General features: G+C 64.7%; 18 protein-coding genes. 13 read left to right on the top strand and 5 right to left on the bottom strand.

Features of this window, described 5'->3' with window-relative positions:
* Nucleotides 1-22: 22 nt before the first annotated feature.
* The gene (locus K1177_RS12215) at nucleotides 23-637 is read right to left on the bottom strand and encodes a pyridoxamine 5'-phosphate oxidase family protein (protein ID WP_224703557.1); all 615 of its coding nucleotides are present in this window, start codon (nucleotides 635-637) and stop codon (nucleotides 23-25) included.
* A 108-nt stretch (nucleotides 638-745) separates the two neighbouring features.
* On the opposite strand from K1177_RS12215, the gene msrB reads away from it, so the two are divergent.
* Nucleotides 746-1,150: a peptide-methionine (R)-S-oxide reductase MsrB gene (gene msrB / locus K1177_RS12210; protein ID WP_224703556.1), complete on the top strand. Its 405-nt coding sequence runs from the start codon at nucleotides 746-748 to the stop codon at nucleotides 1,148-1,150.
* A 206-nt stretch (nucleotides 1,151-1,356) separates the two neighbouring features.
* Here the strand turns inward: msrB and hrpB are convergent, their stop codons facing one another.
* Nucleotides 1,357-3,807, bottom strand: a complete 2,451-nt coding sequence (gene hrpB / locus K1177_RS12205) for an ATP-dependent helicase HrpB (RefSeq protein WP_224703752.1) — start codon at nucleotides 3,805-3,807, stop codon at nucleotides 1,357-1,359.
* A 170-nt stretch (nucleotides 3,808-3,977) separates the two neighbouring features.
* On the opposite strand from hrpB, the gene K1177_RS12200 reads away from it, so the two are divergent.
* On the top strand, nucleotides 3,978-4,838 hold the full coding sequence (locus tag K1177_RS12200; protein WP_224703555.1) for an aldose 1-epimerase family protein: 861 nt from the start codon (nucleotides 3,978-3,980) through the stop codon (nucleotides 4,836-4,838).
* Between the two features lie 676 nt (nucleotides 4,839-5,514).
* On the opposite strand, the gene K1177_RS12195 is transcribed toward K1177_RS12200, so the two are convergent.
* Complete coding sequence (locus tag K1177_RS12195; RefSeq protein WP_224703554.1) at nucleotides 5,515-7,029, bottom strand: ATP-binding protein; 1,515 nt, start codon at nucleotides 7,027-7,029, stop codon at nucleotides 5,515-5,517.
* A 250-nt stretch (nucleotides 7,030-7,279) separates the two neighbouring features.
* On the opposite strand from K1177_RS12195, the gene K1177_RS12190 reads away from it, so the two are divergent.
* The 10 genes from K1177_RS12190 (at nucleotide 7,280) to K1177_RS18430 (ending at nucleotide 20,838) form a co-directional block, all read left to right on the top strand.
* Entirely contained in the window at nucleotides 7,280-8,902 is a 1,623-nt protein-coding gene (locus K1177_RS12190) for an ABC-F family ATP-binding cassette domain-containing protein (RefSeq protein WP_224703553.1), read from the top strand.
* A 235-nt stretch (nucleotides 8,903-9,137) separates the two neighbouring features.
* The gene (locus K1177_RS12185; RefSeq protein ID WP_224703552.1) at nucleotides 9,138-9,431 is read left to right on the top strand and encodes a GIY-YIG nuclease family protein; all 294 of its coding nucleotides are present in this window, start codon (nucleotides 9,138-9,140) and stop codon (nucleotides 9,429-9,431) included.
* A 272-nt stretch (nucleotides 9,432-9,703) separates the two neighbouring features.
* On the top strand, nucleotides 9,704-11,005 hold the full coding sequence (locus tag K1177_RS12180) for a Gfo/Idh/MocA family protein (RefSeq protein WP_224703551.1): 1,302 nt from the start codon (nucleotides 9,704-9,706) through the stop codon (nucleotides 11,003-11,005).
* Between the two features lie 104 nt (nucleotides 11,006-11,109).
* Nucleotides 11,110-11,787, top strand: a complete 678-nt coding sequence (locus K1177_RS12175) for a GntR family transcriptional regulator (protein ID WP_224703550.1) — start codon at nucleotides 11,110-11,112, stop codon at nucleotides 11,785-11,787.
* A gap of 106 nt (nucleotides 11,788-11,893) precedes the next feature.
* Nucleotides 11,894-13,621, top strand: a complete 1,728-nt coding sequence (locus K1177_RS12170) for an ABC transporter ATP-binding protein (RefSeq protein ID WP_224703549.1) — start codon at nucleotides 11,894-11,896, stop codon at nucleotides 13,619-13,621.
* Nucleotides 13,587-14,561, top strand: coding sequence for an aldo/keto reductase (locus K1177_RS12165; RefSeq protein ID WP_224703548.1), 975 nt, complete (start codon nucleotides 13,587-13,589; stop codon nucleotides 14,559-14,561). The genes K1177_RS12170 and K1177_RS12165 overlap by 35 nt, the downstream gene beginning before the upstream one ends.
* 118 nt (nucleotides 14,562-14,679) lie before the next feature.
* Nucleotides 14,680-17,589, top strand: a complete 2,910-nt coding sequence (locus K1177_RS12160; RefSeq protein WP_224703547.1) for an insulinase family protein — start codon at nucleotides 14,680-14,682, stop codon at nucleotides 17,587-17,589.
* A gap of 156 nt (nucleotides 17,590-17,745) precedes the next feature.
* Nucleotides 17,746-18,753 carry a ligase-associated DNA damage response exonuclease gene (locus K1177_RS12155; RefSeq protein WP_224703546.1) on the top strand — a complete coding sequence of 336 codons (1,008 nt, stop codon included), beginning with the start codon at nucleotides 17,746-17,748 and terminating at the stop codon, nucleotides 18,751-18,753.
* Nucleotides 18,750-20,366, top strand: a complete 1,617-nt coding sequence (locus K1177_RS12150) for a cisplatin damage response ATP-dependent DNA ligase (protein WP_224703545.1) — start codon at nucleotides 18,750-18,752, stop codon at nucleotides 20,364-20,366. The genes K1177_RS12155 and K1177_RS12150 overlap by 4 nt, the downstream gene beginning before the upstream one ends.
* A 178-nt stretch (nucleotides 20,367-20,544) precedes the next feature.
* Entirely contained in the window at nucleotides 20,545-20,838 is a 294-nt protein-coding gene (locus K1177_RS18430; RefSeq protein WP_263574810.1) for a UvrB/UvrC motif-containing protein, read from the top strand.
* A gap of 201 nt (nucleotides 20,839-21,039) precedes the next feature.
* Here the strand turns inward: K1177_RS18430 and K1177_RS12135 are convergent, their stop codons facing one another.
* Both K1177_RS12135 and K1177_RS12130 read right to left on the bottom strand, forming a co-directional pair.
* Nucleotides 21,040-21,438 (bottom strand): MerR family DNA-binding protein, encoded by a 399-nt coding sequence (locus tag K1177_RS12135; RefSeq protein ID WP_224703544.1) that lies wholly within the window; start codon nucleotides 21,436-21,438, stop codon nucleotides 21,040-21,042.
* Nucleotides 21,435-23,147, bottom strand: a complete 1,713-nt coding sequence (locus tag K1177_RS12130) for a long-chain-fatty-acid--CoA ligase (protein WP_224703543.1) — start codon at nucleotides 23,145-23,147, stop codon at nucleotides 21,435-21,437. Before K1177_RS12130 ends, K1177_RS12135 begins: the two co-directional genes overlap by 4 nt.
* Before the next feature lie 339 nt (nucleotides 23,148-23,486).
* On the opposite strand from K1177_RS12130, the gene K1177_RS12125 reads away from it, so the two are divergent.
* Nucleotides 23,487-25,952 carry an acyl-CoA dehydrogenase gene (locus K1177_RS12125; RefSeq protein WP_224703542.1) on the top strand — a complete coding sequence of 822 codons (2,466 nt, stop codon included), beginning with the start codon at nucleotides 23,487-23,489 and terminating at the stop codon, nucleotides 25,950-25,952.
* Nucleotides 25,953-26,069: the final 117 nt, after the last annotated feature.

The raw sequence follows: 26,069 nt of genomic DNA, 5'->3' as shown, positions 1-26,069 counted from the left end.
AGTCAGCCCGTCGCCGGGGGCCTCACCACATGGTCTGGCGGGCGCGCTCGGGCCAGGCCTGGTCATAGGCGGCGCCGCCGACGGTGTTGTCGCTCATGCCGGCCAGCATGGCGCCGGGCGTGGGCAGGGTGGCGGGATCGATATGGCGGGCAGGGTTCCACAGTTCGGAGCGTACGATGGCGCGGGCGCACTGGAAATAGAGCTCGTCGATGGCCATGACGATCACCGAGCGCGGCGGCTTGCCATCGACAGCAAAGCTTTCGAGCAGGTCGGGGTCGATGCTGAGCCGGGCGCGGCCGTTGGCGCGGAAGGTGGTGCCCGAGCCGGGCAGCAGGAAGAGGAAAGCGCAGCGCGGATCGCGCACGATATTGCGCAGCGAATCAATGCGATTGTTGCCGCGCCGATCGGGCATCATCAGGGTGGTGTCATCATGCACGCGGACGAAGCCGGGCTGGTCGCCGCGCGGGGAACAGTCGATGCCTTCGGGGCCGACGGTGGCCAAAGCGGCGAAGGGGCTGGCCTCGATCAAGCGGCGATAATGCGGGGTCATGGCATGGGCCACCTTGACGGTGGAAGCGGCCACCGGGGCAGGGGTATAGAGCGCCTCAAGCTCGGCGATTGTGGTGACATAGCTCATGGCAGACCCTTGATGACAAATGGGCGAACCCGCGTGGCGCCCCTAGGTGAGGGCTGTAACTCATCCTATATTGCCAACGAATGACAAGGCGACAAAAGGAGTAAAGCCATGGATGCCCATGCTTACAAAGTGACCCGCACCGACGCGGAATGGCGGGCCAGATTGACGCCGGAGCAATATCAGGTGATGCGCCAGCACGGCACGGAACGGCCGGGGAGCTGCGCGCTGCTGCACGAGAAGCGCCAGGGCACTTTTTCGTGCGCCGGCTGCGATACGCCGCTGTTCGGCTCGACGCTGAAGTTCGAGAGCGGCACCGGCTGGCCGAGCTTTAACGACCCGCTGCCGGGCTCGGTGGAGAGCACCGAGGACCGCAGCTATGGCATGGTGCGCACGGAAGTGCATTGCGCCACCTGCGGCAGCCACCTGGGCCATGTGTTTCCGGACGGCCCGCCGCCCACCGGCCTGCGCTATTGCATCAATGGCGTGGCGCTGAATTTTACGCCGGCCGAATAGAGCGAGGGGCCCCGGAGCGATCCGGGGCCTTTTCGTTTTTTGGGGGGGCTTGTCCGGGTGAGCCATTGGCGGCGGATTCGGAAGTGGATTGCCCGGACGGGCCGGGCAATGACGGGGCGTGGTGGCGGACTGTGACGCTGAACCCCTCACCCGGCGCTGCGCGCCGACCTCTCCCCTCAGTGGCGAGGTGGGTTCGGCCTCCCGGGTCAGGTGCCGCGGGGCTTGGCGCGGGCGGTGGGGTGGGCCTTGGCGGGTTCGTCGGGCCAGGGGTGGCGCGGATAGCGGCCCTTGAGCTCCTTGGCGACGTCGGCCCAGGACCCGGCCCAGAAGCCGGGCAGATCGCGCGTGGTCTGGATGGGGCGATGGGCGGGCGAGAGCAGCACCAGCACCAGGCGGATGCGGCCATTGGCAATGGTGGGGTGGCGGGTGAGCCCAAACAGTTCCTGCACGCGGATCTCGATGGCGGGACCGCCTTCGGCTGCGTAGTCGATGGGCACGCCATTGCCGGTGGGCGCCACAAAGTGGCTGGGCAGCAGGGCCTCGATTTCCTGCCGCCGGGCATAGGGCAGCAGCAGGTCGAGCGCGTTGCGCAGATGCTCGGCGGAAATTTCGGACAGTTTTGATAGGCCAAAGAGGGCCGGGGTCAGCCAGTCGCTGATGCTCGCCGACAGAGCCTCCTGCCCGAGATCGGGCCAATCGGCGCCCAGCGTGGCGCGCAAAAAGCCGGCGCGGGCGCGCCAGGCGAGCTGATCGCGGCTCCAGGGCAAGAGATCCAGCCCCCGCCGGGCGGCGGCTTCGGCCAGCAATTGGGCGGCGGCTTCGGGATCATCGATCGGCGCCGGTTCATCGGCGAGCCGCAGGGCGTCGAGCTGGCGGGTGCGACGGGCACGCACGCTGGCCGAGGCGGCATCAAAGCTCAGCGTGGTGCCGGACGTGATGCGATGGGCGAAGAGGCTTTCGAGGTCGTCGCGATCGAGCGCGACGGCACCCCGGATACGGCCGGCGGCGGCCGTGCCGGTGACATCGGTGACGACGAGGAAGGGCTGGCTGGCCAAGGCGTCGGTGACTTCGAGCGCGGCCTGGCGGCCATTGGCAAGGCGGAAGCGGCCGCGCGGGCCGGCGGCCTGGGCAATGCGGTCGGGAAAGGCGCGGGCGAGGTGATGGCCGGGGGCGAAATTGCCGCCCTTGCCGCCACCGACCAGGCTCGCCCAGCGCCGGGCCATGGCGCGGGCGGCGTCGGCCTTGGGGCCGGTGGCGCGGCGGAAGCGGTCGAGCCGGTGGCCAAGGTCAGTGTCGTCGCCGCCCAGACCCCGCTCGCCGATCAGCACGGCCAGTTCGGCGGCTGTGAGCGCATCGTCCTCGGCGGCGGCAGCGACGACCATATGGGCGAGACGGGGATGGAGCGGCAGGCGGGCCAGGGCCTTGCCGGCCGGGGTGAGGCGGGCCTGATCGTCGAGTGCCTCCAGACGCTGCAACAGCGCAACCGCTTCGCTCCAGGCCGGCGCCGGCGGGGCATCGAGAAAGCTGAGCGCTGCCGGATCGCTGACGCCCCAATTGGCCAGATCGAGCACGAGATTGGCGAGATCTGCAGCGAGGATTTCGGGCGTGTCGAAAGGCGCGAGGGCCGCAGTCTGGCCCTCGTTCCAGAGGCGGATGCAGACGCCGGGACTGGTGCGGCCGGCGCGGCCGCGGCGCTGGTCGGCGCCGGCGCGCGAGACGCGGCGGGTTTCAAGCGTGGTCAGCCCCGTGCCGGGGTCATAGGCCGGCACGCGGCGGAAGCCGGAATCGACGACAATGCGGACGCCGTCGATGGTCAGCGAGGTCTCGGCGATGGAGGTGGCCAGCACGATCTTGCGGCGGCCCGGCTCGGCGGGGCGAATGGCGCGATCCTGCTCGGCGGGGGTCAACTGGCCAAACAGCGGGGCAATATCGGTATCGGCGGGGACGCGGCTGGCCAGCCGCTCGGCGACGCGGGTGATCTCGCCCTGGCCGGGCAGGAAGACCAGAGCCGAGCCCTCATGCGCCCGCAGCGCCGCGAGCACCGCATCGGTGACCTGATCTTCGAGCCGTTTGAGCGGGTCGGGCTCGGCATGGTGCGTCTCGACGGGAAAGGTGCGGCCGAGGCTTTCGATTACCGGGCAATCGCCGAGCAGGCGGGCCACACGGGCGCCATCGATGGTTGCCGACATGACCAGCACGCGCAAATCGGGCCGCAGGGCGGCGGCGTCCAGCGTCAGGGCCAGGCCCAGATCACCATCGAGGCTGCGCTCATGGAATTCGTCGAACAGCACGGCGGCAATGCCGGTCAGCTCGGGATCATCGAGCAGCATGCGGGTAAAGACGCCTTCGGTGACGATCTCGATGCGGGTGCGGGCCGTGACCTTGGTGTCCATGCGCACGCGGTAGCCCACGGTCTGGGCGACCTCCTCGCCGAGCAGGCGCGCCATCTGTGCGGCAGCGGCGCGGGCGGCGAGGCGCCTTGGCTCGAGCATGATGATGCGGCGGTCGCTGCGCCAGGGCGCTTTGAGCAAAGCCAGGGGCACGCGCGTGGTCTTGCCGGCGCCGGGCGGCGCCACCAGCACGGCATAGGGGCCGGCGGTCAGGGCCGCCTGCAGACCGGGCAGGGCATCATCAATGGGAAGCGGTGGCATGGACATGGCAGGTGTTTGGCGGATGGACGGGATTTGGGCAAGCCCGGCAATGGGCAGCGCCTGCGTGTGGGTCATGACAAAAACGTCGGATGACCAGCCGGGCGATTTCACTATTATGGGTGATGTCGCGGGTGTGGTGCTGCAGGCACAGCCGGCCGAGTGGTTTGCGGGGGCGCATGGACAAGATCGAGATCGGCAATGACCAGGTCCGGGTGACGGTATCGGCGCTGGGCGCGGAAATGCAGTCGCTGGTGACCGCAGACGGCCAGTCGTGGCTGTGGGATGGCGATGCGGCGTTCTGGGGCGGGCGCTCGCCGGTGCTGTTCCCCATCGTGGGCAAGGCGCCGGGCGACCATATTGCGGTGCATGGCCAGCGCTATCCCATGGGGCAGCATGGCTTTGCGCGGCGCAGCACGTTTGAGCTGGAGAGCCAGGGCAGCGATTTTTGCCGGCATGTGCTGAAGTCGAGCCTGGCCAGCCACTCGGTCTATCCGTTCGATTTCACGCTGACCATCGAGCATCGCCTGGTGGGGCGGGCGGTGTCGGTGACCGCCGAGGTGCACAATGCCAGTCATGCGCTGATGCCGTTCGGCATCGGCTTTCATCCGGCCTTCGTCTGGCCGCTGCCGGGCTGCGACGGCCAGGTGCATCGGGTGACGCTGGACAATGGCGGCGCGCCGGCGTTGGTGCGGCTGAGCGGCGGGCTGGTGCAGCCCGACAAGCTGGCCTCACCCTTTGTGCGCGGCCATCTGGTGCTCGATCACAGCTTGTTTGCGGCCGATGCCATGCTGTTTCCCGAGGGTGCGGGCGCCGGGCTGCGCTATGGCGCGGGTGAGAAGGCCATCCACTTCACCTGGGAGAATCTGCCCAATCTGGCGTTGTGGTCCAAGCCGGGGGCGCCATTTGTGTGTCTCGAACCCTGGCGCGGCACGGCGGCCGAGGTGGATGGCTCCGACGAGCTGGCGGAACGCCCCTATGTGGAGCTGCTGGGGCCGGGCGCCACGGGGCGCTATGGCTTCAAGGCGGAACTAACTTAATGAAGCTGTTTGACTTGCTATGCGGGTGGCTTCCAGGATTTACGATAGTTTTCTCATCGACGGTCGTTTTCCTAATCTTTCCTGATGCAGTGCGTCCAATATTGAATTGGTATTATCAGTATGTACCGATCATCTCGGACTTGACGAGAATCAACGTTTCTCGATTCGCCTCTAAATACACGCTAGATATTGTACTGTTTTGGGAATTGACTCGGGCAATTGTCCAGGTTGAGGTTCCCTTATTGGCGATTTTGATAGCGCCTTTAACCTATATATTTACGAATAGTATATCAAGAGAATTTAAGATAGATTCTTTTTATGTATTGATAGCGTCAATAGGTGCGTTGTGTAGTTTATATATTTTGTATTTTGACGTCGGACTGTTATTTGGTGACGGAATTAATAGGTTATCAGATATTGGTCGAGTTGGCATATTTACATATGCTTTTTTTGGATTCTTTGTTTTTGCATTTTTCCAATGGTGTATTGTTCTATGGGCGATGCGGCATAAATCTGATCGATTTTTATAATTATCAATGCAAGTAGGTATGGAAATTTGGAGAGTCTGAGCGTGAACTTGCAATCTCAAATTATTCAAGTGTGGAAGGCAGTTCTCGATATCTTACTATTGAGCTCGATTATGCGACCCGTCCGGCGCTGATATTTTGACGCTAAGCTATTCGGCGGCGCCGCGCTGGTCTTCGAGGGTATCGGGACCATTGGGATCGCCGGGGGCGGTTTCGACGCCCAGATCGGGGAAGGCGACGACGCGGTTGTTGCGGAAATCGAGCCGCACGACCAACAGGCCCCGTTCCTCGAACCAGGTCAGCAGCCGCCGGGCGCGGCTGGCGGAATGGGTACCATAGAGGCGCGCCAGGGTGGCGTCGGACGGGCAGGGGGCGCCGCTGAGCGCGGCCTGGGCCAGAACGAGAAACACGCCCTGCACATCGTCGGTGAGCGTTTCGGACAGCGCCAGGGCCTGCTGCCAGCCATCGGACTGGACCGTCGCGGCGTCAGGCGCCACGCGGGCGACGGCCAGCTTGCGCTTGAAGGCGGGCAGGGCCGGCGGCTCGCCGGGCACGCGGCGGATGCGGCAGCGGACCAGGAAATCCTGATAGAGCACGGCGACCGTGCGGAAGCTGGCGTCGGGATCGCCCAGGAGCTCGGCCATGATCTCGTCGATCTGGGCGTCGCGCTCGGCTTCGTCGATCTCGGGGAACAGCGATTGCGGCGCCGCTTCCACTTCCGGAGGACGGGCGCGGGAGAGCTGGGCCAACAGATCATTGGTCGAGGGCGGCGGGGGCGGCGGCGGACGCCGCACCACGGGGCGGGTGGCCTCTTCGGGCGAGGCCGTAAAGATCAGGTCTGCCGCATCGGCCGGGGCTTCGGGCAGCGGGGTGAGCTTGGGGCTGGTGGAGCGGGCCGAGGTCACCACTTCGCCAATGGTCACCGGCAGCGGACGGCGCGAAATGGCCGGACCCAGGGCGACGAAATGGCCGCGGGCCAGATCGCGGAACTGCTCGGCCTGGCGCTTCTCCATGCCCAACAGGTCCGCAGCACGGGCCATGTCGATATCCAGAAACGTGCGGCCCATGAGGAAATTGCTGGCCTCGGCAGCGACGTTCTTGGCCAGCTTGGCCAGGCGCTGGGTGGCGATGACACCGGCGAGGCCGCGCTTGCGGCCGCGGCACATGAGGTTGGTCATGGCGCCGAGCGAGAGCTTGCGTGCTTCGTCACTGACTTCGCCGGCCACGGAAGGGGCAAAGAGCTGGGCTTCGTCGACGACCACAAGCACGGGATACCAGAAGTCGCGGTCGGCATCGAACATGCCGCCGAGGAAAGCCGCTGCGGCGCGCATCTGCTGCTCGACGTCGAGACCCTCGAGATTGAGCACGACCGAGACGCGGTGTTGCCGGACGCGAGCGGCGATGCGGGTCAGCTCGGCCTCGGTGCGGGTGGCGTCGATGACCTGGTGGCCATAGCGCTCGGAGAGCGTGGTGAAATCGCCCTCGGGATCGATGATGCACTGCTGCACCCAGGGGGCGGATTGTTCGAGCAGGCGCCGGAGCAGATGGGATTTGCCGGAGCCGGAATTGCCCTGCACCAGCAGACGCGTGGCCAGCAATTCTTCGAGGTCGAGCGTGGCGGGGGTGGCCCCGCTACTCGTTCCCATGTCGATTGCTACCTTCATCGGGTCTCCGCAATGGCGGCCGGCAGGATGCCGACGCGTCGCCTGAGGTGAATGCCTCAGGCTGGTTAGCACACCCCGGCGCCGATTCGGGCAAGGGCAGGGCGATCAAATCACAGCTTTGCCCGGCGCCTGGTGCAAGGGGGCAATGCCGGGGCACCAGCCGGGTTGCGCCGAAGCGCCGGCAGTGCTTAACGACAGGCTTTGACCATTGGCCGCCGCGTGCAGCCGCGAGCGCAGGAAGACTGAAACAATGATCCGGCTGGAAAGCATCGGCAAGCAGAACGGCAAGCAGATCGTCTTCATCGACGCCTCGGCCACGCTGCAAAAGGGTGAAAAGATCGGGCTGGTCGGCCCCAATGGTGCGGGTAAGACCACGCTGTTCCGCATGATCACCGGCGAAGAGCAGCCCGACGAGGGCCAGGTGTCGGTCGATCGCGGCGTCACCATCGGTTATTTCAGCCAGGAAGTGGGCGAAATGAGTGGCCGCAGCGTCGTCACCGAGGTGATGGACGGGGCCGGGCCGGTGAGCGCGCTGATCACCGAGATGCGGGCGCTGGAAGCGGACATGGGCGACCCCGACAAGGGCGACCAGATGGACGCCATCATCGAGCGCTATGGCGAAGTGCAGCACCAGTTCGAGGAGCTGGACGGCTATTCGCTGGACGGGCGGGCGCGCGAAGTGCTCGCCGGTCTGGGTTTTTCGCAGGAGATGATGGATGGCGACGTCGGCGCGCTGTCGGGCGGCTGGAAGATGCGCGTGGCGCTGGCGCGCATCCTGCTGATGCGGCCGGACGCGCTGCTGCTGGACGAGCCGAGCAACCATCTGGACATCGAAAGCCTGATCTGGCTCGAGGCGTTCCTGCAGAATTATTCGGGCGCGCTGTTCATGACCAGCCATGACCGCGAGTTCATGAACCGCATCTGCACCAAGATCATCGAGATCGATGCGGGCACCCTGACCAGCTATTCGGGCAATTACGAATTCTACCAGCAGCAGCGCGCGATTGCCGAAAAGAACCAGCAGGCGCAATTTGAGCGGCAGCAGGCCATGTTGGCGAAGGAGCTCGATTTCATCGCCCGCTTCAAGGCGCGGGCGAGCCACGCCGCCCAGGTGCAGAGCCGAGTGAAAAAGCTCGACAAGATCGACCGCGTCGAGCCGCCCAAGCGGCGGGTGGTGGTGGATTTCGAATTCCGCCCGGCGCCGCGCTCGGGCGAGGACGTGGCTCAGCTTAAGGGTGTCAGCAAGAGCTATGGCAGCCGCAGCATCTATGACGGGCTGGACTTCCATGTGCGGCGCAAGGAGCGCTGGTGCATCATGGGCGTCAATGGCGCCGGCAAGTCGACGCTGCTCAAGCTGATCACCGGCACCACCGAGCCGGACCAGGGCAGCGTGACGCGCGGGCCAAGCGTCAAGATGGCCTATTTTGCCCAGCACGCCATGGATGTGCTGGAGGGGGATTTGACGGTGTTCCAGCAGCTCGAAAGCAGTTTCCCGCAGGCCGGACAGGCGCCGCTGCGCGCGCTGGCCGGGGCCTTCGGCTTTTCGGGCGATGACATCGAAAAGAAGTGCCGGGTGCTTTCGGGTGGCGAGAAGGCGCGGCTGGTGATGGCCATGATGCTGTTTGATCCGCCGAATTTCCTGGTTCTGGACGAGCCGACCAACCATCTCGACATCGCCACCAAGGAAATGCTGATCACCGCGCTCAGCCAGTATGAGGGCACGATGCTGTTCGTCAGCCACGATCGGCATTTCCTCGCCGCGCTCAGCAACCGCGTGCTGGAACTGACGCCCGAGGGCGTGCATGTCTACGGCGGTGGCTATACCGAATATGTGCAGAGCACCGGCCAGGAAGCCCCGGGGCTGCGCAGCTAGGGGCTGGATTGCCCGGACAAGCCGGGCAATGACGGAGAGATTGGGGCTGGTGTAGTGTGTTAGGATGCCCGCAAGTTCCTGGGAGTCCCGTGCGTAAGCAGTGGTGAATGGGCGTAACTTGCCACCGACGTCATCACCCGGCTTGTCCGGGTGATCCAGGCTGGCGTGATGGATTGCCCGGACGAGCCGGGCAATGACGGTGCGTGGGGAGAGTTTTTGGCCTCAGGAACTCGCTATGAAGGGCTATGTCTACATCCTGGCGTCCAAGAAGAACGGTACCCTCTATACTGGCGTCACCTCCGACCCCGCGCGGCGGTTGCTGGAGCATCAGCAGGGGCTGACGCCTGGTTTTACCTCGAGATACGGCGTCAAGACGCTGGTGTGGATCGAGGAGCACGACCTCGTGGTCGACGCGATCCGGCGCGAGAAGGCGATCAAGAAGTATCCTCGGCAGTGGAAGATCAACCTCATTGAGGCGACCAATCCGGACTGGGCGGATCTCAGTTCTTGGCTGTTTGATGCGGAGTAGTGGATTGCCCGGACAAGCCGGGCAATGACGGAGAGATTGGGGCCCATTTGCTATTCTGCTCTGAACGCCGTCATCACCCGGCTTGTCCGGGTGATCCAGGCTGAAGTGCTGGCTTGCCTGTGCTGGCCGGGCGATGAAGGACGGATTGGGGCCAGGCTGCAGGCAAATTGCCGAGGGGCGCGATTTGCCCCTACCGGGTTGCTCGGAAATCTTGTATGGTAGATGTAACCGGCCGGTTCGGCCTTCTTCCAGCAGCAAGAATCCTTCAGCAGATGACCAAGAAATTCGCCATTGTCGGCACCGGCGGACGTCACCAGATGTTCCGCGACGCGGTTGCCATCACCCATGCCGAGAGCGCCGAACTGGTTGGCCTGTGCGACGTCAACCAGAGCCGGCTGGCGCTGTCGGCGCACAAGGTGCCCGACAAGACGGGCAATGGCATTGCCACCTATCTGGCCGAAGATTTCGACAAGATGCTGAGCGAGCAGGACCCCGACACGGTGATCGTGACCGTGCCGGATTATCTGCACGACGAATATATCGTGCGGGCGCTCAAGGCCGGCCGCAATGTGATGACCGAAAAGCCGATGACCATCGACGTGGCGCGGCTGAAACGCATCCTCGACGCGCAGCGCGAGAGCGGCAAGAAGGTCACCGTGACCTTCAACTATCGCTATTCGCCAGCGCGCACCCAGCTCAAGGATATCCTGCTCAGCGGCGCCATCGGCGAGATCACGGCGGTGGATTTCCGCTGGTATCTCGACCGGGTGCATGGCGCGGACTATTTCCGCCGCTGGCACCGCTACAAGGACAAGTCCGGTGGCCTGCTGGTGCACAAGTCGACCCATCACTTCGATCTGCTCAACTGGTGGGTGGGCTCGACACCCAAGAGCGTGACGGCCATCGGCAAGCGCGATTTCTACACGCCCGAAATGGCGATCAAGCTGGGGCTCGAAGGCCATGGCGAGCGCTGCCATACCTGCCCGGTGGCGGAGAAATGCGAATTCAGGATGGACCTGGAGGCCGACGAGGCGCTCAAGGAACTCTATCTCGATGCCGAGGATGATGACGGCTACTGGCGCGACAAATGCGTGTTCGCCGATGACATCACCATCGAGGACACCATGCAGGTGCAGGCGCAATATTCCTCGGGCACGTCGCTGAACTATACGCTGGTGGCCTATTCCCCCTGGGAAGGGCTGGAGGTGAAGTTCCACGGCACCAAGGGCGAGCTGACGCACAAGCATATCGAGGTGCATGGCGTGTTCGCCGGCGGGCATCGCGAGCGCGACGAGACCGAGGCCATGTTCACCGAGCTGCATATTGCCGGTGGCCTGCCACAGAAGATCGATGTGTGGACCGGCAAGGGCAGCCATGGCGGGGCGGACCCGATCATGCTGGGCTATCTGTTTGACCCGGAAAACATGGAAGCGGACAAATATGGCCGCGCCTCGGACCAGGTGTCGGGCGCCTGGTCGATCCTGACCGGCATTGCGGCCAACCAGTCGATCGCCCGCAATGGCGAGCGGATCTTCGTGGACGAAATGCTCAAGGCGGCGGGGATCACGCTCTAAGGTGCCTGCCGAACCGGGCCGGACGCCATAATTCTGTGGATGTCCGGCATTGGGCTAGAGAATTGGGCGGCCGATCCGGCCCATGGTTGGCGGGGGTGACAACAATGGCGGCCAAGACGGTGCTGGAAATCGGCGAAGAGACCATGGCGATGCGCGTGGTCAGCGCATTGCGCGACGAAATCGTCAGCATGGCGCTCAAGCCCGGCGACGTGATCTCGGAAAGCGACATTGCCGGCCGCTATGGCGTCTCGCGCCAGCCGGTGCGCGAGGCCTTCATCCGGCTGGCGCAGCAGGGCCTGCTGCTGATCCGGCCCAAGCGCGCCACGGTGGTCAAGAAGATCTCGCCCGACGGGGTTCGCCAGAGCCGGTTCATCCGAGAATCCATCGAAGTGGAAATCGTTCGGCGCCTCGCGGCCAATCCGCGCGATGCCGCAACGGTGCTGGCCGGACTGATCGAAGACCAGGAAGCGGCCTCGGCAGCAGGCGACAGCCGCGGTTTTCACACGCTGGACGAACGCTTCCACCGTACACTCGCCCGGCTGACCAATGTGGAATACGCCTGGCAATTGATCGATGACCACAAGATGCAGCTCGACCGCGTGCGCTACCTGACCCTGGGCGCGTCGTCGTCGCGCGTGGCGATCGACGAGCACAAGGTGATCGTGGCCGCCGTGGCGGCGGGGGATGTAGCCGCGGCCGAAGCGGCGATGCGGGCGCATCTGGCGCGGGCCGAACTCCTGCTCAGCCAGACCATTGCTGACCATCCTGACTATTTCGAATAGGCGGTTTGCCCCGCCCCTGCACGTGGGGGCAAAAAAACCGGTGCTTGGAACGGGTTGACCACGCGTCTGGCTGCGGTCAGTCTCGGGCTTTTGCAAAGCCATTGCCATGACCGAAACGGACGACAAGCCTGACTGGTCGATGATCTGGCCGCCCCTCAAGAGCATCTATGGGCGCTTTCTGGCCGAGGAACGCTGGATGCTGGCGGGCGTGGCACTGGTGGTGCTGGTCAGTGCCGTGCTGGCCGTGGCGACGCCCTATGTGTTCTCGCGGCTGATCGACCAGCTGACGGCAGGCGATGTGGCCGGCGGGGTGCTGCTGGGGTTTCTGGCCTATGCGCTGATGCGCGGCGTGCTCACCATTTCCGGCTATTCGATCAACTATCTGTCGGTGATCGCGGCGGAGAACCTCAATTTCATCGCCGCGACGCAGTTCTTTTCCGTGCTGCTGCGCAAGCCGGGCAGCTTTTTCATCGACCACAATCCGGTGGCGATCCAGACCGCGCGCGGGCAGGGGCAGAATTCGGTCTATGCGCTGCTGCAGCTGGCGATGATCGTCTTCATCCCCGGCACGGCGCAGATAGTGTTGGCTGCGGGACTGGTGGGCACGGTGATCAATGTCGAACTGATGCTGATCGTCGCCATTTATGGGACGTTTTTTATCGGGCTGACCTATCTGGCCAATCGCTGGACGCGGCCCTGGCTGGACCGGGCCATTACCGCGCAGCAGGACAATGCGCGCTTCATGGGCAATGCGGTCAACGCCATGGAGACCCTGCGCTATTTCAACGGCGATCGCTGGATCAGCCAGAAATTTTCGGCGGTGGCCAATCTGTCGCGCAGTTCGTGGGTGAGCTGGTCACGCCGCCGCATCCTGCTGGCCGGCATTTTCGGCGGGGCGCTCGCGGTGCAGCTGGCGGTGACCTATTGGCTGCTGTTGCCGCGCTATGCGGCCGGCGAACTCAGCGTCGGCGATATCGTTCTGATCAACATGATCCTGGTGCAGCTCAACCAGCCCTTCGAGATGATCGGGACTTCGGTGGACGAGGTGATGCGGGCGGCAACACGGTTCATGCCCTTTGCCCGCATGTGGATGGCGCCCGACGATGTGGCCCACGGCGCGACGACCGCGCTGGTGGTGAAGCGCGGCGAACTGCGCTTTGAGGACGTCGGGTTCCGCTATGGCACGCGGCAGACGGTCGAGGATGTGAGCTTTGTGGCGGGGCCCGGGCAGTTGACCTTCGTGACCGGGCCCACGGGGGCGGGCAAGAGCACGCTGTTCAAGCTGGCGCTCAAATCGCTGGAGCCGACCGCGGGGCGCATTGTGGTCGATGGCGTCGATCTCAAGGGCATCGACCGGGCGAGCTGGTATGAGGCGGTCGGCGTGGTGCCGCAGGATGTGATGCTGCTCAACGACAGCCTGGCGACCAATATCGTGCTGGGGCGCCCCTTTGATGCCGCACGTCTGCGCAAGGCTGCGGCCAAGGCCTCGATTCTGGCGTTCATCGAGGGGCTGCCGGACGGGTTCGAGACCACGGTGGGCGAACGCGGGCTCAAGCTCTCGGGTGGGGAAAGGCAGCGTGTATCCATCGCGAGGGCCCTTTACGCGGACCCCAAGGTGCTGTTTCTGGACGAGGCCAGTTCGGCACTGGACGAAGCCACCGAAGCGGCCATCATGGGCGAGTTGCGGCGGCTGATGGGTGGCATGACCATCCTGGCCATAACACACCGGCGCAGCGTGATCGGACCGGACGACCAGGTGATCGTGCTGGCGGCTGACGAACAGAGGACGGAGACAGAGCATGAAAACGCGGCGACTGGGCAAGACGGGCTATGACGTCAGCGAGATCGGGCTGGGCTGCTGGCAGCTGGGCGGCGACTTCGGGCCGGTGGGCGATGAGACCGCTGCCGCGATCCTGGACGCAGCCAATGCGTCTGGCGTGAGCTTCTGGGACACGGCCGATGTCTATGGCGGCGGGCTGACCGAAAGCCGCATCGGCAACCATGCCAAGGGGCCGGACGTGCATGTGGCCACCAAGCTCGGTCGCGGCGGCGGGCTGTTTCCCAACAATTACAGCAAGGATGGCCTGCGGGCGAGCCTTGAAGGCTCGGCCAAGCGGCTGGGCGTGGCGACGCTGGACCTGGCGCAGCTGCATTGCGTGCCCACCGAAGTGCTGCGCGATGGCGCGGTGTTCGGCTGGATGGATGAGCTCAAGGCCGAGGGGCTGGTGCGCCACTGGGGCGCCAGCGTCGAGACCATCGAGGAAGGGCTGATCTGCCTCGAGCAGCCCGGCTGCGCGACGCTGCAGATCATCTTCAACCTGTTGCGCCAGGACGCGGCGGAGCTGCTGCTGCCCAAGGCGGCCGAACAGGACGTGGGCATCATCGTGCGCCTGCCGCTGGCCAGCGGGCTGCTGACCGGCAAGTTCGACAAGGAAACGCGGTTCGCGGCGACCGACCACCGCAGCTACAATGCTGATGGCCAGGCGTTTTCGGTGGGTGAGACTTTCTCGGGCCTGCCGTTTGCGCGGGGTATCGAACTGGTGGCCGAGCTCAAGGGACTGGCGCCGGAGGCCATGCCGATGAGCCAGTTCGCGCTGCGCTGGATCCTGGACCATCCGCAGGTGAGCACCGTGATCGCCGGGGTCAGCAAGCCCGAGCAGCTGGCCGACAATGTTGCGGCGAGCGAGCAGAAGAGCCTCTTCCCGGCGCTGATGGGGCAATTGGGCGAATGGTACGAGAAGAGCGTCAAGCCCGATATCCGCGGCGGGGTGTGAGGCCAGCCCGCGGCCTGACAGGCGAAGTTCGGATCAGAGGTTGGTGACCCCCTAGCGGATCGGGGTTCACCTCCCTACGTTGGGGGTCACTCCCCGACGTCCGCTTCCGAGATTTTCCATGTCCCACCATTCCGCCTTCGAACTGATCCGCGACGAGCATATTGCGGAGGTCAATTCGCAGGCCCAGTTGTTCCGCCACAAAAAGACCGGGGCCGAGGTGCTCAGCCTGGTCAATGACGACGAGAACAAGGTGTTCGGCATCACCTTCAAGACGCCGCCGGAGGATTCGACCGGCATCGCCCATATCCTCGAGCATTCGGTGCTGTGCGGCAGCCGGAAATATCCAGTCAAGAAGCCGTTCGTGGAGCTGGTCAAGGGGAGCCTCAACACCTTCCTCAATGCCATGACCTTTCCGGACAAGACGGCCTATCCGGTGGCCAGCCAGAACCTCAAAGACTTCTACAATCTGGTGGATGTCTATCTGGACGCGGTGTTCTTCCCGCTGCTGACCGAGGAAACGTTCCTTCAGGAAGGCTGGCACTATGAGCTGGAGGATGTGAACGCGCCGCTGGTCTACAAGGGCGTGGTGTTCAACGAGATGAAGGGCGTCTATTCCTCGCCGGACGCGGTGATGCGCAATATCGCCCAGCACTCGCTTTATCCCGACATCACCTATGGCAAGAGCTCGGGCGGCGACCCCAAGGCCATTCCCGACCTGACCTTTGAACAGTTCAAGGCATTCCATCGGACGCACTACCACCCGTCCAATACGCGGGCGTTCTTTTCGGGCGATGACGACGCCAACCAGCGTCTGGCGATCCTGGATGACTATTTCAGCCAGTTCGAGCGGGCGCCGGTCGATGCCGAGGTGGGGCTGCAGCCGCGCTTCAACGCGCCGCGCCAGATCGTGGCCACCTATGCCGGCTCCAAGGAAGAGGGCAAGCCGCGCGATGGCATGGTGTCGGTCAACTGGCTGATCGATCCGCCGGCGGATCGCGAGGAACAGATCAGCCATGGCATGCTGAGTTACCTCTTGGCTGGCAATTCGGCGGCGCCGCTGCGCAAGGCGCTGACCGAGAGCGGGTTGGGCGAGGGCATGACTGGCGGCGGCATCGGCAGCGGCATGCGCCAGCCCATGGCCAGTTTCGGCATGAAGGGGATCGACCCTGCCGACGCGGGCAAGGTGGAAGCGCTGATCCTCTCCACGCTGGAGGACATTGCCAACAAGGGCTTCGATGCCGAGCAGCTGGAAGCGGCAGCCAATACCTTCGAGTTCTCGCTGCGCGAAAACAACACCGGCTCCTATCCGCGCGGCATGGTCTATATGTTCAATGCGCTGGGGACCTGGCTGCATGGCGGGGACCCGCTGGCGCCGCTGGCCTTTGAAGAGGCGCTGAGCGCGCTCAAGGCCAAGGCGCAGGATGGGCATTTTGCCCGCGAGATCCGCCGGCTGTTCCTGGACAATATGCATCGCACCACGGTGACGCTGAGCGCGGATCCCGAGCAGGGTGCACGCGAGGCCGCCGAAGAGGCCAGCGTTCTGGAAACCGTGCGCGCCGGCATGGACGCGGCCGCGCTGGACGCGACGCAGGCGGAGACCGAGCGGCTCAAGGCGCTGCAGGAAGAGGTGGATGATCCGGCCGAACTGGCCAAGATTCCCATGCTGACGCTGGCCGACCTGCCGCGCGAAAGCCGCACCGTCCCCATCGAAAAGAGCAATCTGGGCGGGGCGCGCCTGTTCTACCACGACCTGCCGACGCTGGGCATTGTCTACCTCGACCTCGGCTTTGACATGCATGTGCTCGATGCCGAGATGCTGCCCTATATGCCGCTGTTCGGGCGGGCGCTGCTGCAGACCGGCACCAGCAAGCAGGATTTCGTGGCGCTGACGCAGCGCATTGGCCGCACGACCGGCGGCATTGCCCAGCACCGGGCGTTGTCTGCCCGCCAGGGCGATGACGGTACGGCCGCGTGGTTTTTCCTCTCGGGCAAAGCGGTGCCGGACCGGATGGACGAGATGCTCGCCATCATGGGCGATGTGCTGCTCGACGCGCGGCTCGACAATCGCGAACGCTTCAAGCAGATGGCGCTGGAGGAAAAGGCGGGCTTTGAGGCGCGCATGATCCCCAGCGGCAATGCCATTGTCGACACGCGGCTCAAGGCCGGGCTGACCGAGGCGAGCTGGGTCTCCGAGCAGATGGGCGGGGTGAACTACCTGATGTTCCTGCGCAAGCTGGTGCAGCAGATCGACAGCGACTGGCCGAGCGTGGAAGCCATGCTCAAGACCATCCGCGACCGGTTGTTCAACAGCGGCCGCATGGTGGTCAATGCGACGGCCGATGCGGCACTGTGGCAGCGCGTGGAGGCCAGCGTCGGCCAGTTCGTGGCCAGCCTGCCCAACAGGAGCCATGGGCTGGTGGACTGGCAGGCCCGCCTGGTGCCGCAGTCCGAAGGGCTGATCATTCCCGCGCAGGTCAATTATGTGGGCAAGGGCGCCAACCTCAAGGCGCTGGGAATCGCGCTGACGGGTGCGTCGAGCGTTGTGCTCAAGTTCCTCAACACCACTTATCTCTGGGACAAGATCCGCGTGCAGGGCGGCGCTTATGGCGGCTCCAGCCGGTTTGACCTGACCTCGGGCAATTTCAGCTTCCTGAGCTATCGCGACCCCAATCTGCTCAAGACGCTCGATGCCTATGACGGCGCGGCCAAGGCGCTCAATGCGCCGATTGGCGACAATGACCTGACGCGCTCGATCATCGGTGTGATCGGCGGGGTGGACGGCTACGAGTTCCCCGATGCCAAGGGCTATTCCTCGATGTGGCGCGAACTGACCGGGACGACCGATGCGCTGCGCCAGCAGCGGCGCGACGAAATCCTCGGTGCCACGGCGGCCGACTTCAAGGCCATGGCCGAGGCCGTCGATGCCGTCGCGCGGCATGGCCATGTGGTGGTGCTGGGCGGGGAGGCGGCGATCTCCCGCGCCAATGAGAAGCGGCCGGGCCTGCTCAATGTGACCAAGGTGATGTGAGGCCCAGCATCGGTCCGGGCATGGATTGCCCGGACAAGGCGGGCAATGACGGAGAGACTGGCGCATAGCATGGCGGTGGACCGCCTGCTGACATGATCCGACCATCAAATGGTGGAGAGTGAACTGCAGCCCGCCGCGACGCGTTGAAGGATCTCCATGGCCAGTCCCATCCTCGACCGCAATCTGCATATCCGCGCCATCGACGCCTATATCGATCCGGGTGTGCCGCGGGCGCGGGCCATCATCACGCATGGCCATGCCGACCACGCGCGGGCGGGGCATGGTGCGGTGCTGGCGACGCCTGATACCATCGCCATCATGAAAACGCGCTATGGCGCCGATTGTGCCGGGCAGTTCCAGGCGCTGGATTTTGGCGTGCCGCTGCAGATCGACGATGTGACGATCACGCTTTTTCCGGCCGGGCACATCCTGGGGTCGGCGCAGGTGCTGATCGAGCAAGGCGGGCAGCGCGTGGTGGTGACGGGCGACTACAAGCGCCTGGCCGAGCGGACGGCGCAGGCCTATGAGCTGGTGCCCTGTGACCTCCTGGTGACCGAAGCGACGTTTGGCCTGCCGGTGTTCCAGCATCCCCATCCCACGCTCGAAATCGGCCGCCTGCTCAAATCGGTGGCGGACAATCCCGAGCGCAGCCATCTGGTGGGATGCTATGCCCTGGGCAAGACGCAGCGGGTGATCGCCCTGCTGCGCGACGGCGGCTATGACGCGCCGATCTACCTCCATGGCGCCATGCTGGCGCTTTGCGATCTCTATACCCAGCTGGGCGTCGAGCTGGGCGAATTACGCCCGGCGCTGGACGTGCCCAAGCCGGAGCTGGCGGGGCAGATTGTGATCGCGCCGCCCTCGGCGATCCGTGATCGCTGGAGCCGGCGCTTCCCGGACCCTGTGGTGTGCCAGGCCTCGGGCTGGATGAGCGTCAAGCAACGCGCGCGCCAGGCGCTGGTGGAATTGCCGCTGGTGATCTCGGACCATTGCGACTGGGGCGAATTGCAGCAGACCATCACCGAGACCGGGGCTGAAACGGTGTGGGTGACGCACGGCCGCGAAGACGCCTTGGTCTATTGGTGCCGCAGCCAGGGGCTCAGCGCCGAACCGCTCAACATCCAGGGCTTTGAGGGCGATGGCAGCGAGGGGGAAGCGGCATGAAGCGCTTTGCCCAATTGCTGGAACTGCTGGCGCTGACGCCATCGCGGACGCGCAAGCTGGCGGCGCTGGTGCAGTATTTCCGCGAGGTGCCGGACCCTGATCGCGGCTATGCGCTGGCGGTGCTGACCGGCACGCTCAATATCGCCAATGTGAAGCCGGCCCTGCTCAAGGACGTGGTGCTGGCCGAGGTGGACCCGACCCTGTTTGCCATGAGCTATGACTATGTGGGCGATCTGGGCGAGACCATTGCGCTGATCTGGCCGCATCATGGTGGCACCGGCGAACTGCCGACGCTGAGCGAACTGGTGGCGCTGTTCAACACCACATCGCGGCGCGAAATGCCCGGCGTGATCGCCGGACTGTTGACGCGGGCCGAAATCAACGAGCGCTGGGCGCTGGTGAAGCTGACCACCGGGGCGCTGCGGATCGGTGTGTCGGCGCGGCTGGCCAAGACAGCGCTGGCCGAAATGAGCGGGGTGGAGCTGCAGGCCATCGAAGAGGTCTGGCATGGCCTCAGCGTCCCCTATGAGGCGCTGTTTGCCTGGCTGGACGGGCGCGCCGGCCGGCCCGAGATCGACCAGTCGGCGCGGTTCCATCCGCTGATGCTATCCAATCCCATCGAGGAGAAGGATTTCGAGCGGCTCGATGCCAAGGACTTTGCCGCCGAATGGAAATGGGATGGCATCCGCGTGCAGCTGGTGCTGGACGGTGAGCGCGTCTCGCTGTTCTCGCGCACGGGCGACGACATCGCGGCTGCCTTTCCCGATATTGTCGACAATGTTCGCGGGCGCGCCGTGCTGGATGGCGAGTTGCTGGTGGGGCAGGATTTTGAGGCTGCCAGCTTCAACGACCTGCAGCAGCGGCTCAACCGCAAGGTGGCAACTCCGGCCCATCTGCGCGACAGCCCGGCCTTCATCCGGGTCTATGACATGCTGTTTGATGGCAGCGAGGATATCCGCACGCTGGACTGGACCGCGCGGCGGGCGCGGCTCGAGGCCTGGTTCAAGGCCAATCCGCAGGACCGGCTCGATGTGTCGGCGGTGCTCAGCTTCCAGGATTGGGACGCTTTGGCGGCGCTGCGCCGACAGGGCGCGGACGAGCATGGGCACGAAGGGGTGATGATCAAGCTGCGGTCTTCGCCCTATGTGCCCGGGCGGCCCAAGGGCTATTGGTTCAAATGGAAGCGCGACCCCAATGTGGTCGATGCGGTGCTGATGTATGCCCAGCGTGGGCATGGCAAGCGCAGCTCGTTTTATTCGGACTACACATTCGGGGTGTGGAAGGGCAACGAGATTGTGCCGATCGGCAAGGCCTATTTCGGCTTCACCGATGAGGAGCTGAAACAGCTCGACAGCTGGATCCGCAGCCACACCACGGCCAGCTTCGGGCCGGTGCGGGAGGTGAGCAAGGAGCTGGTGTTCGAGGTGGCCTTTGACTCAGCGCAGCTGAGTACGCGGCATAAATCGGGCGTGGCGCTGCGCTTTCCGCGCATCAACCGCATCCGCTGGGACAAGCCGGCGCGCGAGGCGGGGACGCTGGAAGACATGATGGCGTTCCTGGGGGTTGATTGGCCCGGACGGGAAGATGGATTGCCCGGACGAGCCGGGCAATGACGGTGGGCGGGGATGGGGTTGTGGTCGACAAGATCTGGACTCCCATCTGCCCCCACCTATCCTCCCCCTGAAGGGGGAGGGACTGTCCCGTGGACTGTCGCTGCCACTGGCGTCATCATCGGGCTTGTCCCAGTGATCCATATGAACGTGCCGGGCGCACAGGACTGAGGAGAAGACGATGTCGTCGCGATCCATTCACGAAAAGCTGGCGACGCTGACGCGGGAGATGACCGAAGCGGCCGAGGCGATGGATTTTGAGCGGGCGACGGCCTTGCGCAACGAGATTGCCGCGATCCGCGGGGAGGGCGCGCTCCAGCCGGGCGACCCCGATACGGTGACGGTGAGCCAGCCGCCGCCGGGGGCGATGGGGCTGGGCACGCAGGTGCCGGTGCGCCAGCCGCCAAAGGGCTGGGTGAAGCCGAAAAAGCCGGACCTGATGACCAATGTCAGCAAGCCGCGGGGCAAGCGCTAGAGTGTTTTGCGTTGAGACTGATTTGGTTCTCTCGTCGCCCTTCTTATCCGGGTTGCGCTTTACGCGCCCCAGTGCAGGCACCTGAGAGAGGGGGCGGGGCTGTGGACCATTGCGGCCCCCCCTCCCTCGGTCCCTCCCTTCAAGGGGGAGGGAGGCGAAGGATTCGCGAAATCCGATCGGGAGTAAGGTAATTTAGGTCGGTCAGCCGGCGCGTTGGCGGGGGCGGGGCGCGACGGCCAGCTCGCGGATTTCCTTGAGTTCAGCGATGGTGGTCTCGAGGTCATCGCGCTGGCGTTCGAGCGAGGCCAGGCGCTCCTCGACCTTGTCGACCAGCAGATGCACCTGCTGGCTGCGGTCGGCGTCATAGAGGCTGAGATAGTCCGAGATGTCGCGCAGCGAGAAGCCGAGGCGCTTGCCGCGCAGGATCAGGATCAGCCTCGCGCGGTCGCGCCGCCGGAACACGCGGGTGGCGCCGACGCGCTCGGGCGACAGCAGGCCCTTGGCCTCGTAGAAGCGGATGGCGCGGGTGGAAATGCCGAACTCCTTGGCGAGGTCGGCGATGGCGAACAGGTCCTGGTTGTCAGTTTGCTGGCGTGTCACTTGCTGGCCTTTGACTGGGCATATTCCTCGCGCAGTTCCTTCTTGGAGAGCTTGCCGATCAGCGTCTTGGGCAGGGCGTCCTTGAAGATGATTTCGCGCGGCATTTCGATCTTGTTCAGGCGCTCGGTGAGGAAGGTCTTGAGCGCGCTGTCGGTCACGGTCTGGCCGGCCTGGAGCTTGACGAAAGCGATCGGGGCCTCGCCGCGATAGTCATCGGGGACGCCGATGACGGTGACCTCCTCGACGGCGGCATGGGCCATCAGTGCTTCCTCGATGGTGCGCGGATAGACGTTGAAGCCCGAACAGATGATGAGATCCTTGAGGCGATCAACGATGAAGACATAGCCGTCCTCGTCGACATGGCCGACGTCGCCGGTGCGCAGCCAACCATCCATGAAGGCGTCGCTTGTGGCCTGCTCGTCATCGAAATAGCCAGCCATGACCTGGGCACCCTTGACCTGAAGTTCGCCATCCTCGCCGATGCCCAGCACAGCGCTGGTCTCGACATTGACGAAGCGCAGGTCGGTTCCCGGCAGCGGCATGCCGATGGACATGGGCTTGCTGACCTTGCGCAGGGCGGCGCAACAGACCACAGGCGAGGCCTCGGTGAGGCCATAGCCTTCGGCCAGGATCGCCTTGGACTTGGCGCCGAAGGCGGCGCGGATCTCGTTGGAAAGGGCGGCGCCGCCGGAGATGACCACCTCAAGGCTTGCCAGCTGCTGGGGATCGGCGGCGTCGCTGCGGGCAATGGCATTGAGCAGGGTCGGCACGGCCGGCATGACATTTGCGCGGGTGCGGGCCAGAAGGTTGAGCAGCGCCTTGAGCTCGAAGCGGGGCAGCATGACCACCTGGGCGCCGTTGCACAACGGCACGTTCATGCAGACCGTCATGGCGAAGATGTGGAAGAACGGCAGCACGGCCACGACCTTGCTGGGCGGATAGAAGACGCCATCGCCCCATTTGTCGATCTGGCTCATGTTGGCCGCGATATTGGCATGGGTGAGCAGGGCACCCTTGGGCAGGCCGGTCGTGCCGCCGGTATATTGCTGGACGGCGATGTCCTTGTCCGGATCGATGACCACGGCGGCGGGCGGGTCGCCGCGGGTCACCATGTCGTGGAAATGGGTGATGTGCTCGGCCACGGGCGACTTGCGCAGATTGGCAAGGTCCTTGCGCTTGGCCACCGAGAACAGCAGCTTCTTGACCAGCGGCAGGGCATCGGGGAAGTGGCAGACGATCAGCGATTTGACATGGCCGGCCTGGACGAGCTTCTCGGCCTTTTCAAAGATCTGCTGCAGATCGAGCGTCACCATGATGTCGGCGCCGGCGCTGGCGGTGATGTGGCTGAGCTCATGCACGGTATAGAGCGGGTTGCAGTTGACCACCGTGCCGCCGGCGCGCAGCACGGCATAATAGGCAATGGGGTAAAAGGGCGTGTTGGGCAGCATGAGCGCCACACGGGTGCCCTTGGTGACGCCGAACTGGCGCTGCAATGCACCGGCAAGCGCGATGATCTTTTCGGCCAGATCGCCAAAGGAGGTGGTGCCGCCCAGGAAATCGAGCGCGGTGGCGAAGGGGTTCTTGGCGCAGGCGGCCAGCACCTGTTCATGCACCGGGCGCAGGTCGAGCTCGACATCCCAGCTGACGCCATCGGGATAGTTGGCGATCCAGGGGCGGGGGTGAGAAGCGGTGGTGGTCGATCTGGCCATGGTTCCTCCGGGTGCCGGTGTTGCGGCGGCGGGCTGATGCCCTTGTGTGACGAATATTTCACGAGCTTACGTTAACGTCAAACCGTTGTCCGGAAATATGAACCGGCGGGAGGATTGCGATGGGGGAGCTGGCTGCAACGTGAGTCGTCACGCGGACGTTTACGGGCGCTGGTTGACGTATAGGTAAACCTTGCTAAACTGACCTCAACAATCAGGGCCTGTCGCGCTATCATCCCGGCGCGGCTGACCCAAAGACAGGCCGAACGATTCGGCGACAGGTCTGACGTTCAGGGATTGCGCTGCCCGCACACCGCGCGGCAGCCCAGAGGAGGGCATGCTGTGATCTTTGCCACTATCATTATCGGTCTGATCATTTTCGCCGTGCTGGCCATGCGCGAGAGCCCGATGTGGCAATGGGGCGTGGGCGCACTGGTGATTGGTCTTCTCAGCCGCATTGACCTCAGCGCGGGCTTTGCCTTTGGCGGCGGGGTCGGGCTGGTGCTGGCGCTGCTGCCGGGGCTGATCCTGCTGGCGCTGAGCGTCAAAGCCATCCGCATGCCGGTGCTGATCACCCCGGTCTATGGCGCGGTCAAATCCATCCTGCCCAAGGTGAGCCGCACCGAACAGGAAGCGCTCGATGCCGGTACGGTGGGCTGGGATGCCGAGCTGTTTTCCGGCCGGCCCGACTGGAGCAAGCTCAGTGCCATCCGGCCGCTGACGCTGACGGCCGATGAACAGGCGTTCCTCGACAACCAGACTGAAACCGCCTGCAAGATGATCGACGACTGGGATATCCGCAACAATCGCGCAGACCTGTCGCCCGAGCTCTGGCAGTATCTCAAGGACGAAGGGTTCCTGGGCATGCTGATTGCCAAGGAGCATGGCGGCCTGGGTTTTTCGGCGCAGGCCCAGTCGATGATCGTCTCCAAGATCGCCAGTCGCTCGGTCGCGGCCGGTATCACGGTGATGGTGCCCAATTCACTCGGGCCGGGCGAGCTGCTGGAAAAATACGGCACGCCTGAGCAGAAGGAAAAATACCTCGGCCGGCTGGCGCGCGGGCTCGAAGTGCCCTGCTTTGCGCTGACGGGCGTGCATTCGGGGTCCGATGCCGGCGGCATGCGCGATATCGGCGTGGTCACCAAGGGCATGTGGGAGGGCAAGGAAACGCTTGGCGTGACGCTGAGCTTTGACAAGCGCTACATTACCCTGGCGCCGATCGCCACGCTGGTGGGCCTGGCGTTCCTGCTCAAGGACCCTGACAATCTGCTCGGTCGCGGCGCCGATATCGGCATCACGCTGGCGCTGATCCCGCATGACCATCCGGGCCTTGATATCGGCCGCCGGCACTTCCCGTCGCGCCAGGCCTTCATGAACGGGCCGGTGCGCGGCAGCAATGTGTTCGTGCCGATGAGCTATCTGATCGGCGGCACCGATTATGCCGGCCAGGGCTGGCGCATGCTGATGGAGTGCCTGTCGACGGGCCGCGCCATCTCGCTGCCGGCAATCGGCTCGATCTCGATCAAGCAGACGCTGCGCACGACGTCCGCCTATGCGCGGGTGCGCCGCCAGTTCGGCATTCCGGTGGGGCTGATGGAAGGCGTCGCCGAGCCGCTCGGCGAAATGGTCAAGCGCGCCTATACCTTCGAGGCCGGCCGCCGGCTGACTGCCTCGATGGTGGACGAAGGCCAGCGCCCGGCGGTGATTGCGGGCCTCCTCAAATACACCACCACCGAAGCCATGCGCGACAGCATGGACAATGCCTTTGACATCCATGGCGGCCGCGCCATCCAGGACGGGCCGGGCAATTACCTGTTCGGCGCCTATATGGCGCTGCCAGTGGCCATCACGGTGGAAGGGGCCAATATCCTGACCCGCACGCTGATGACCTTTGCCCAGGGCGTGCTGCGTGCGCATCCCTATCTGCTCAAGGAAGTGCAGGCGGGCAAGAACCCGGACCGCAAGGCGGGGCTGGAGCAGTTCGACGTGGCCTTTGGCGGGCATGCGCGCTTCATGCTGCGCAATGTGGTGGCCAGCTTCCTCCACGGGGTGAGCAATGGCGCCTTTGCCAGCACGCCCAACCAGGGGCCGATGGCGCATTGGTATCGCCAGCTGCATCGCTATAGCCAGGCCTTCGCGCTCACCGCGGACTGGACCACGGTGGTGCTGGGCGGGGCGCTCAAGCGCAAGCAGAAGATCTCGGGCCGCATGGCCGATATCCTGAGCGATCTCTATCTGATCTCGGCGACGTTGCGGCGCTTCGAAGACGAAGGCCAGCTTGCCGAGGACCGCGATGTGGTGGAGGCCATCATGGCCGACCGGATTGCTGGTATCGAGGACAGCTTCGACGCCGTGTTCGCCAACTTCCCCAACCGCTTCTTCGCCGTGGCGATGCGGGTGCTGTGCTTCCCGCTGGGTCGCCATGCGCGCCGCGCCAGCGACCGGGTGAACTATCGCCTGGCCAAGGCGGTGCTGCAGCCCGGCGCCTTCCGCGACCGGCTGACCACGGGCGCCTATGTGACCATGGACCCCGAGGACATCACCGGCGTGCTGGAAGATGCCTTCATCAAGGTGACCGAGGCCGAGGAGATCGAAGGTCGCTTCATCAAGGCGGCGCGCAAGGGCGTGATCGAGCGCCGGCTGGACCGGGACGCGATTGACGACGCCGTGGCCGCTGGGGTGTTGAACGGCAATGAGGCCGGGATCATGCGGGCGGCTGACGAGGCGACGGACCGGGTGGTCAAGGTCGACGATTTCGCGCCCGACGAACTGGCCGCCGAAAACAAGTACAAGCTGGCCGCCGAATAGGCCAGCAGGCCCCAGAGCGTATACAGCAGGGCAAGACCTGCGCCGCCCTCCGTGACGCGGGAGGGAAAGAGGGAGGGGGTCGCTGGGAGGTTCACTAATGGATCCCCACCCCCGGCC

It is taken from the genome of Devosia aquimaris (genome assembly GCF_020169335.1).
GTDB classification, from domain to species: Bacteria; Pseudomonadota; Alphaproteobacteria; order Rhizobiales; family Devosiaceae; genus Devosia; species Devosia aquimaris.
The sequence above is the reverse complement of the archived record's forward strand: the minus strand, read 5'-3'. Positions and strand labels throughout refer to the sequence as shown.

What these genes read in the sequence shown, in the direction of transcription:
- K1177_RS12190 (WP_224703553.1), top strand. Translation starts at nt 7,280, where the DNA reads ATGATCCGGCTGGAAAGCATCGGCAAGCAGAACGGCAAGCAGATCGTC.
- K1177_RS12175 (WP_224703550.1), top strand. Translation starts at nt 11,110, where the DNA reads ATGGCGGCCAAGACGGTGCTGGAAATCGGCGAAGAGACCATGGCGATG.
- K1177_RS12180 (WP_224703551.1), top strand. Translation starts at nt 9,704, where the DNA reads ATGACCAAGAAATTCGCCATTGTCGGCACCGGCGGACGTCACCAGATG.
- K1177_RS12195 (WP_224703554.1), bottom strand. Translation starts at nt 7,029, where the DNA reads ATGAAGGTAGCAATCGACATGGGAACGAGTAGCGGGGCCACCCCCGCC.
- K1177_RS12130 (WP_224703543.1), bottom strand. Translation starts at nt 23,147, where the DNA reads ATGGCCAGATCGACCACCACCGCTTCTCACCCCCGCCCCTGGATCGCC.
- K1177_RS12165 (WP_224703548.1), top strand. Translation starts at nt 13,587, where the DNA reads ATGAAAACGCGGCGACTGGGCAAGACGGGCTATGACGTCAGCGAGATC.
- K1177_RS12155 (WP_224703546.1), top strand. Translation starts at nt 17,746, where the DNA reads ATGGCCAGTCCCATCCTCGACCGCAATCTGCATATCCGCGCCATCGAC.
- msrB (WP_224703556.1), top strand. Translation starts at nt 746, where the DNA reads ATGGATGCCCATGCTTACAAAGTGACCCGCACCGACGCGGAATGGCGG.
- hrpB (WP_224703752.1), bottom strand. Translation starts at nt 3,807, where the DNA reads ATGTCCATGCCACCGCTTCCCATTGATGATGCCCTGCCCGGTCTGCAG.
- K1177_RS12215 (WP_224703557.1), bottom strand. Translation starts at nt 637, where the DNA reads ATGAGCTATGTCACCACAATCGCCGAGCTTGAGGCGCTCTATACCCCT.
- K1177_RS12150 (WP_224703545.1), top strand. Translation starts at nt 18,750, where the DNA reads ATGAAGCGCTTTGCCCAATTGCTGGAACTGCTGGCGCTGACGCCATCG.
- K1177_RS18430 (WP_263574810.1), top strand. Translation starts at nt 20,545, where the DNA reads ATGTCGTCGCGATCCATTCACGAAAAGCTGGCGACGCTGACGCGGGAG.
- K1177_RS12170 (WP_224703549.1), top strand. Translation starts at nt 11,894, where the DNA reads ATGACCGAAACGGACGACAAGCCTGACTGGTCGATGATCTGGCCGCCC.
- K1177_RS12185 (WP_224703552.1), top strand. Translation starts at nt 9,138, where the DNA reads ATGAAGGGCTATGTCTACATCCTGGCGTCCAAGAAGAACGGTACCCTC.
- K1177_RS12160 (WP_224703547.1), top strand. Translation starts at nt 14,680, where the DNA reads ATGTCCCACCATTCCGCCTTCGAACTGATCCGCGACGAGCATATTGCG.
- K1177_RS12200 (WP_224703555.1), top strand. Translation starts at nt 3,978, where the DNA reads ATGGACAAGATCGAGATCGGCAATGACCAGGTCCGGGTGACGGTATCG.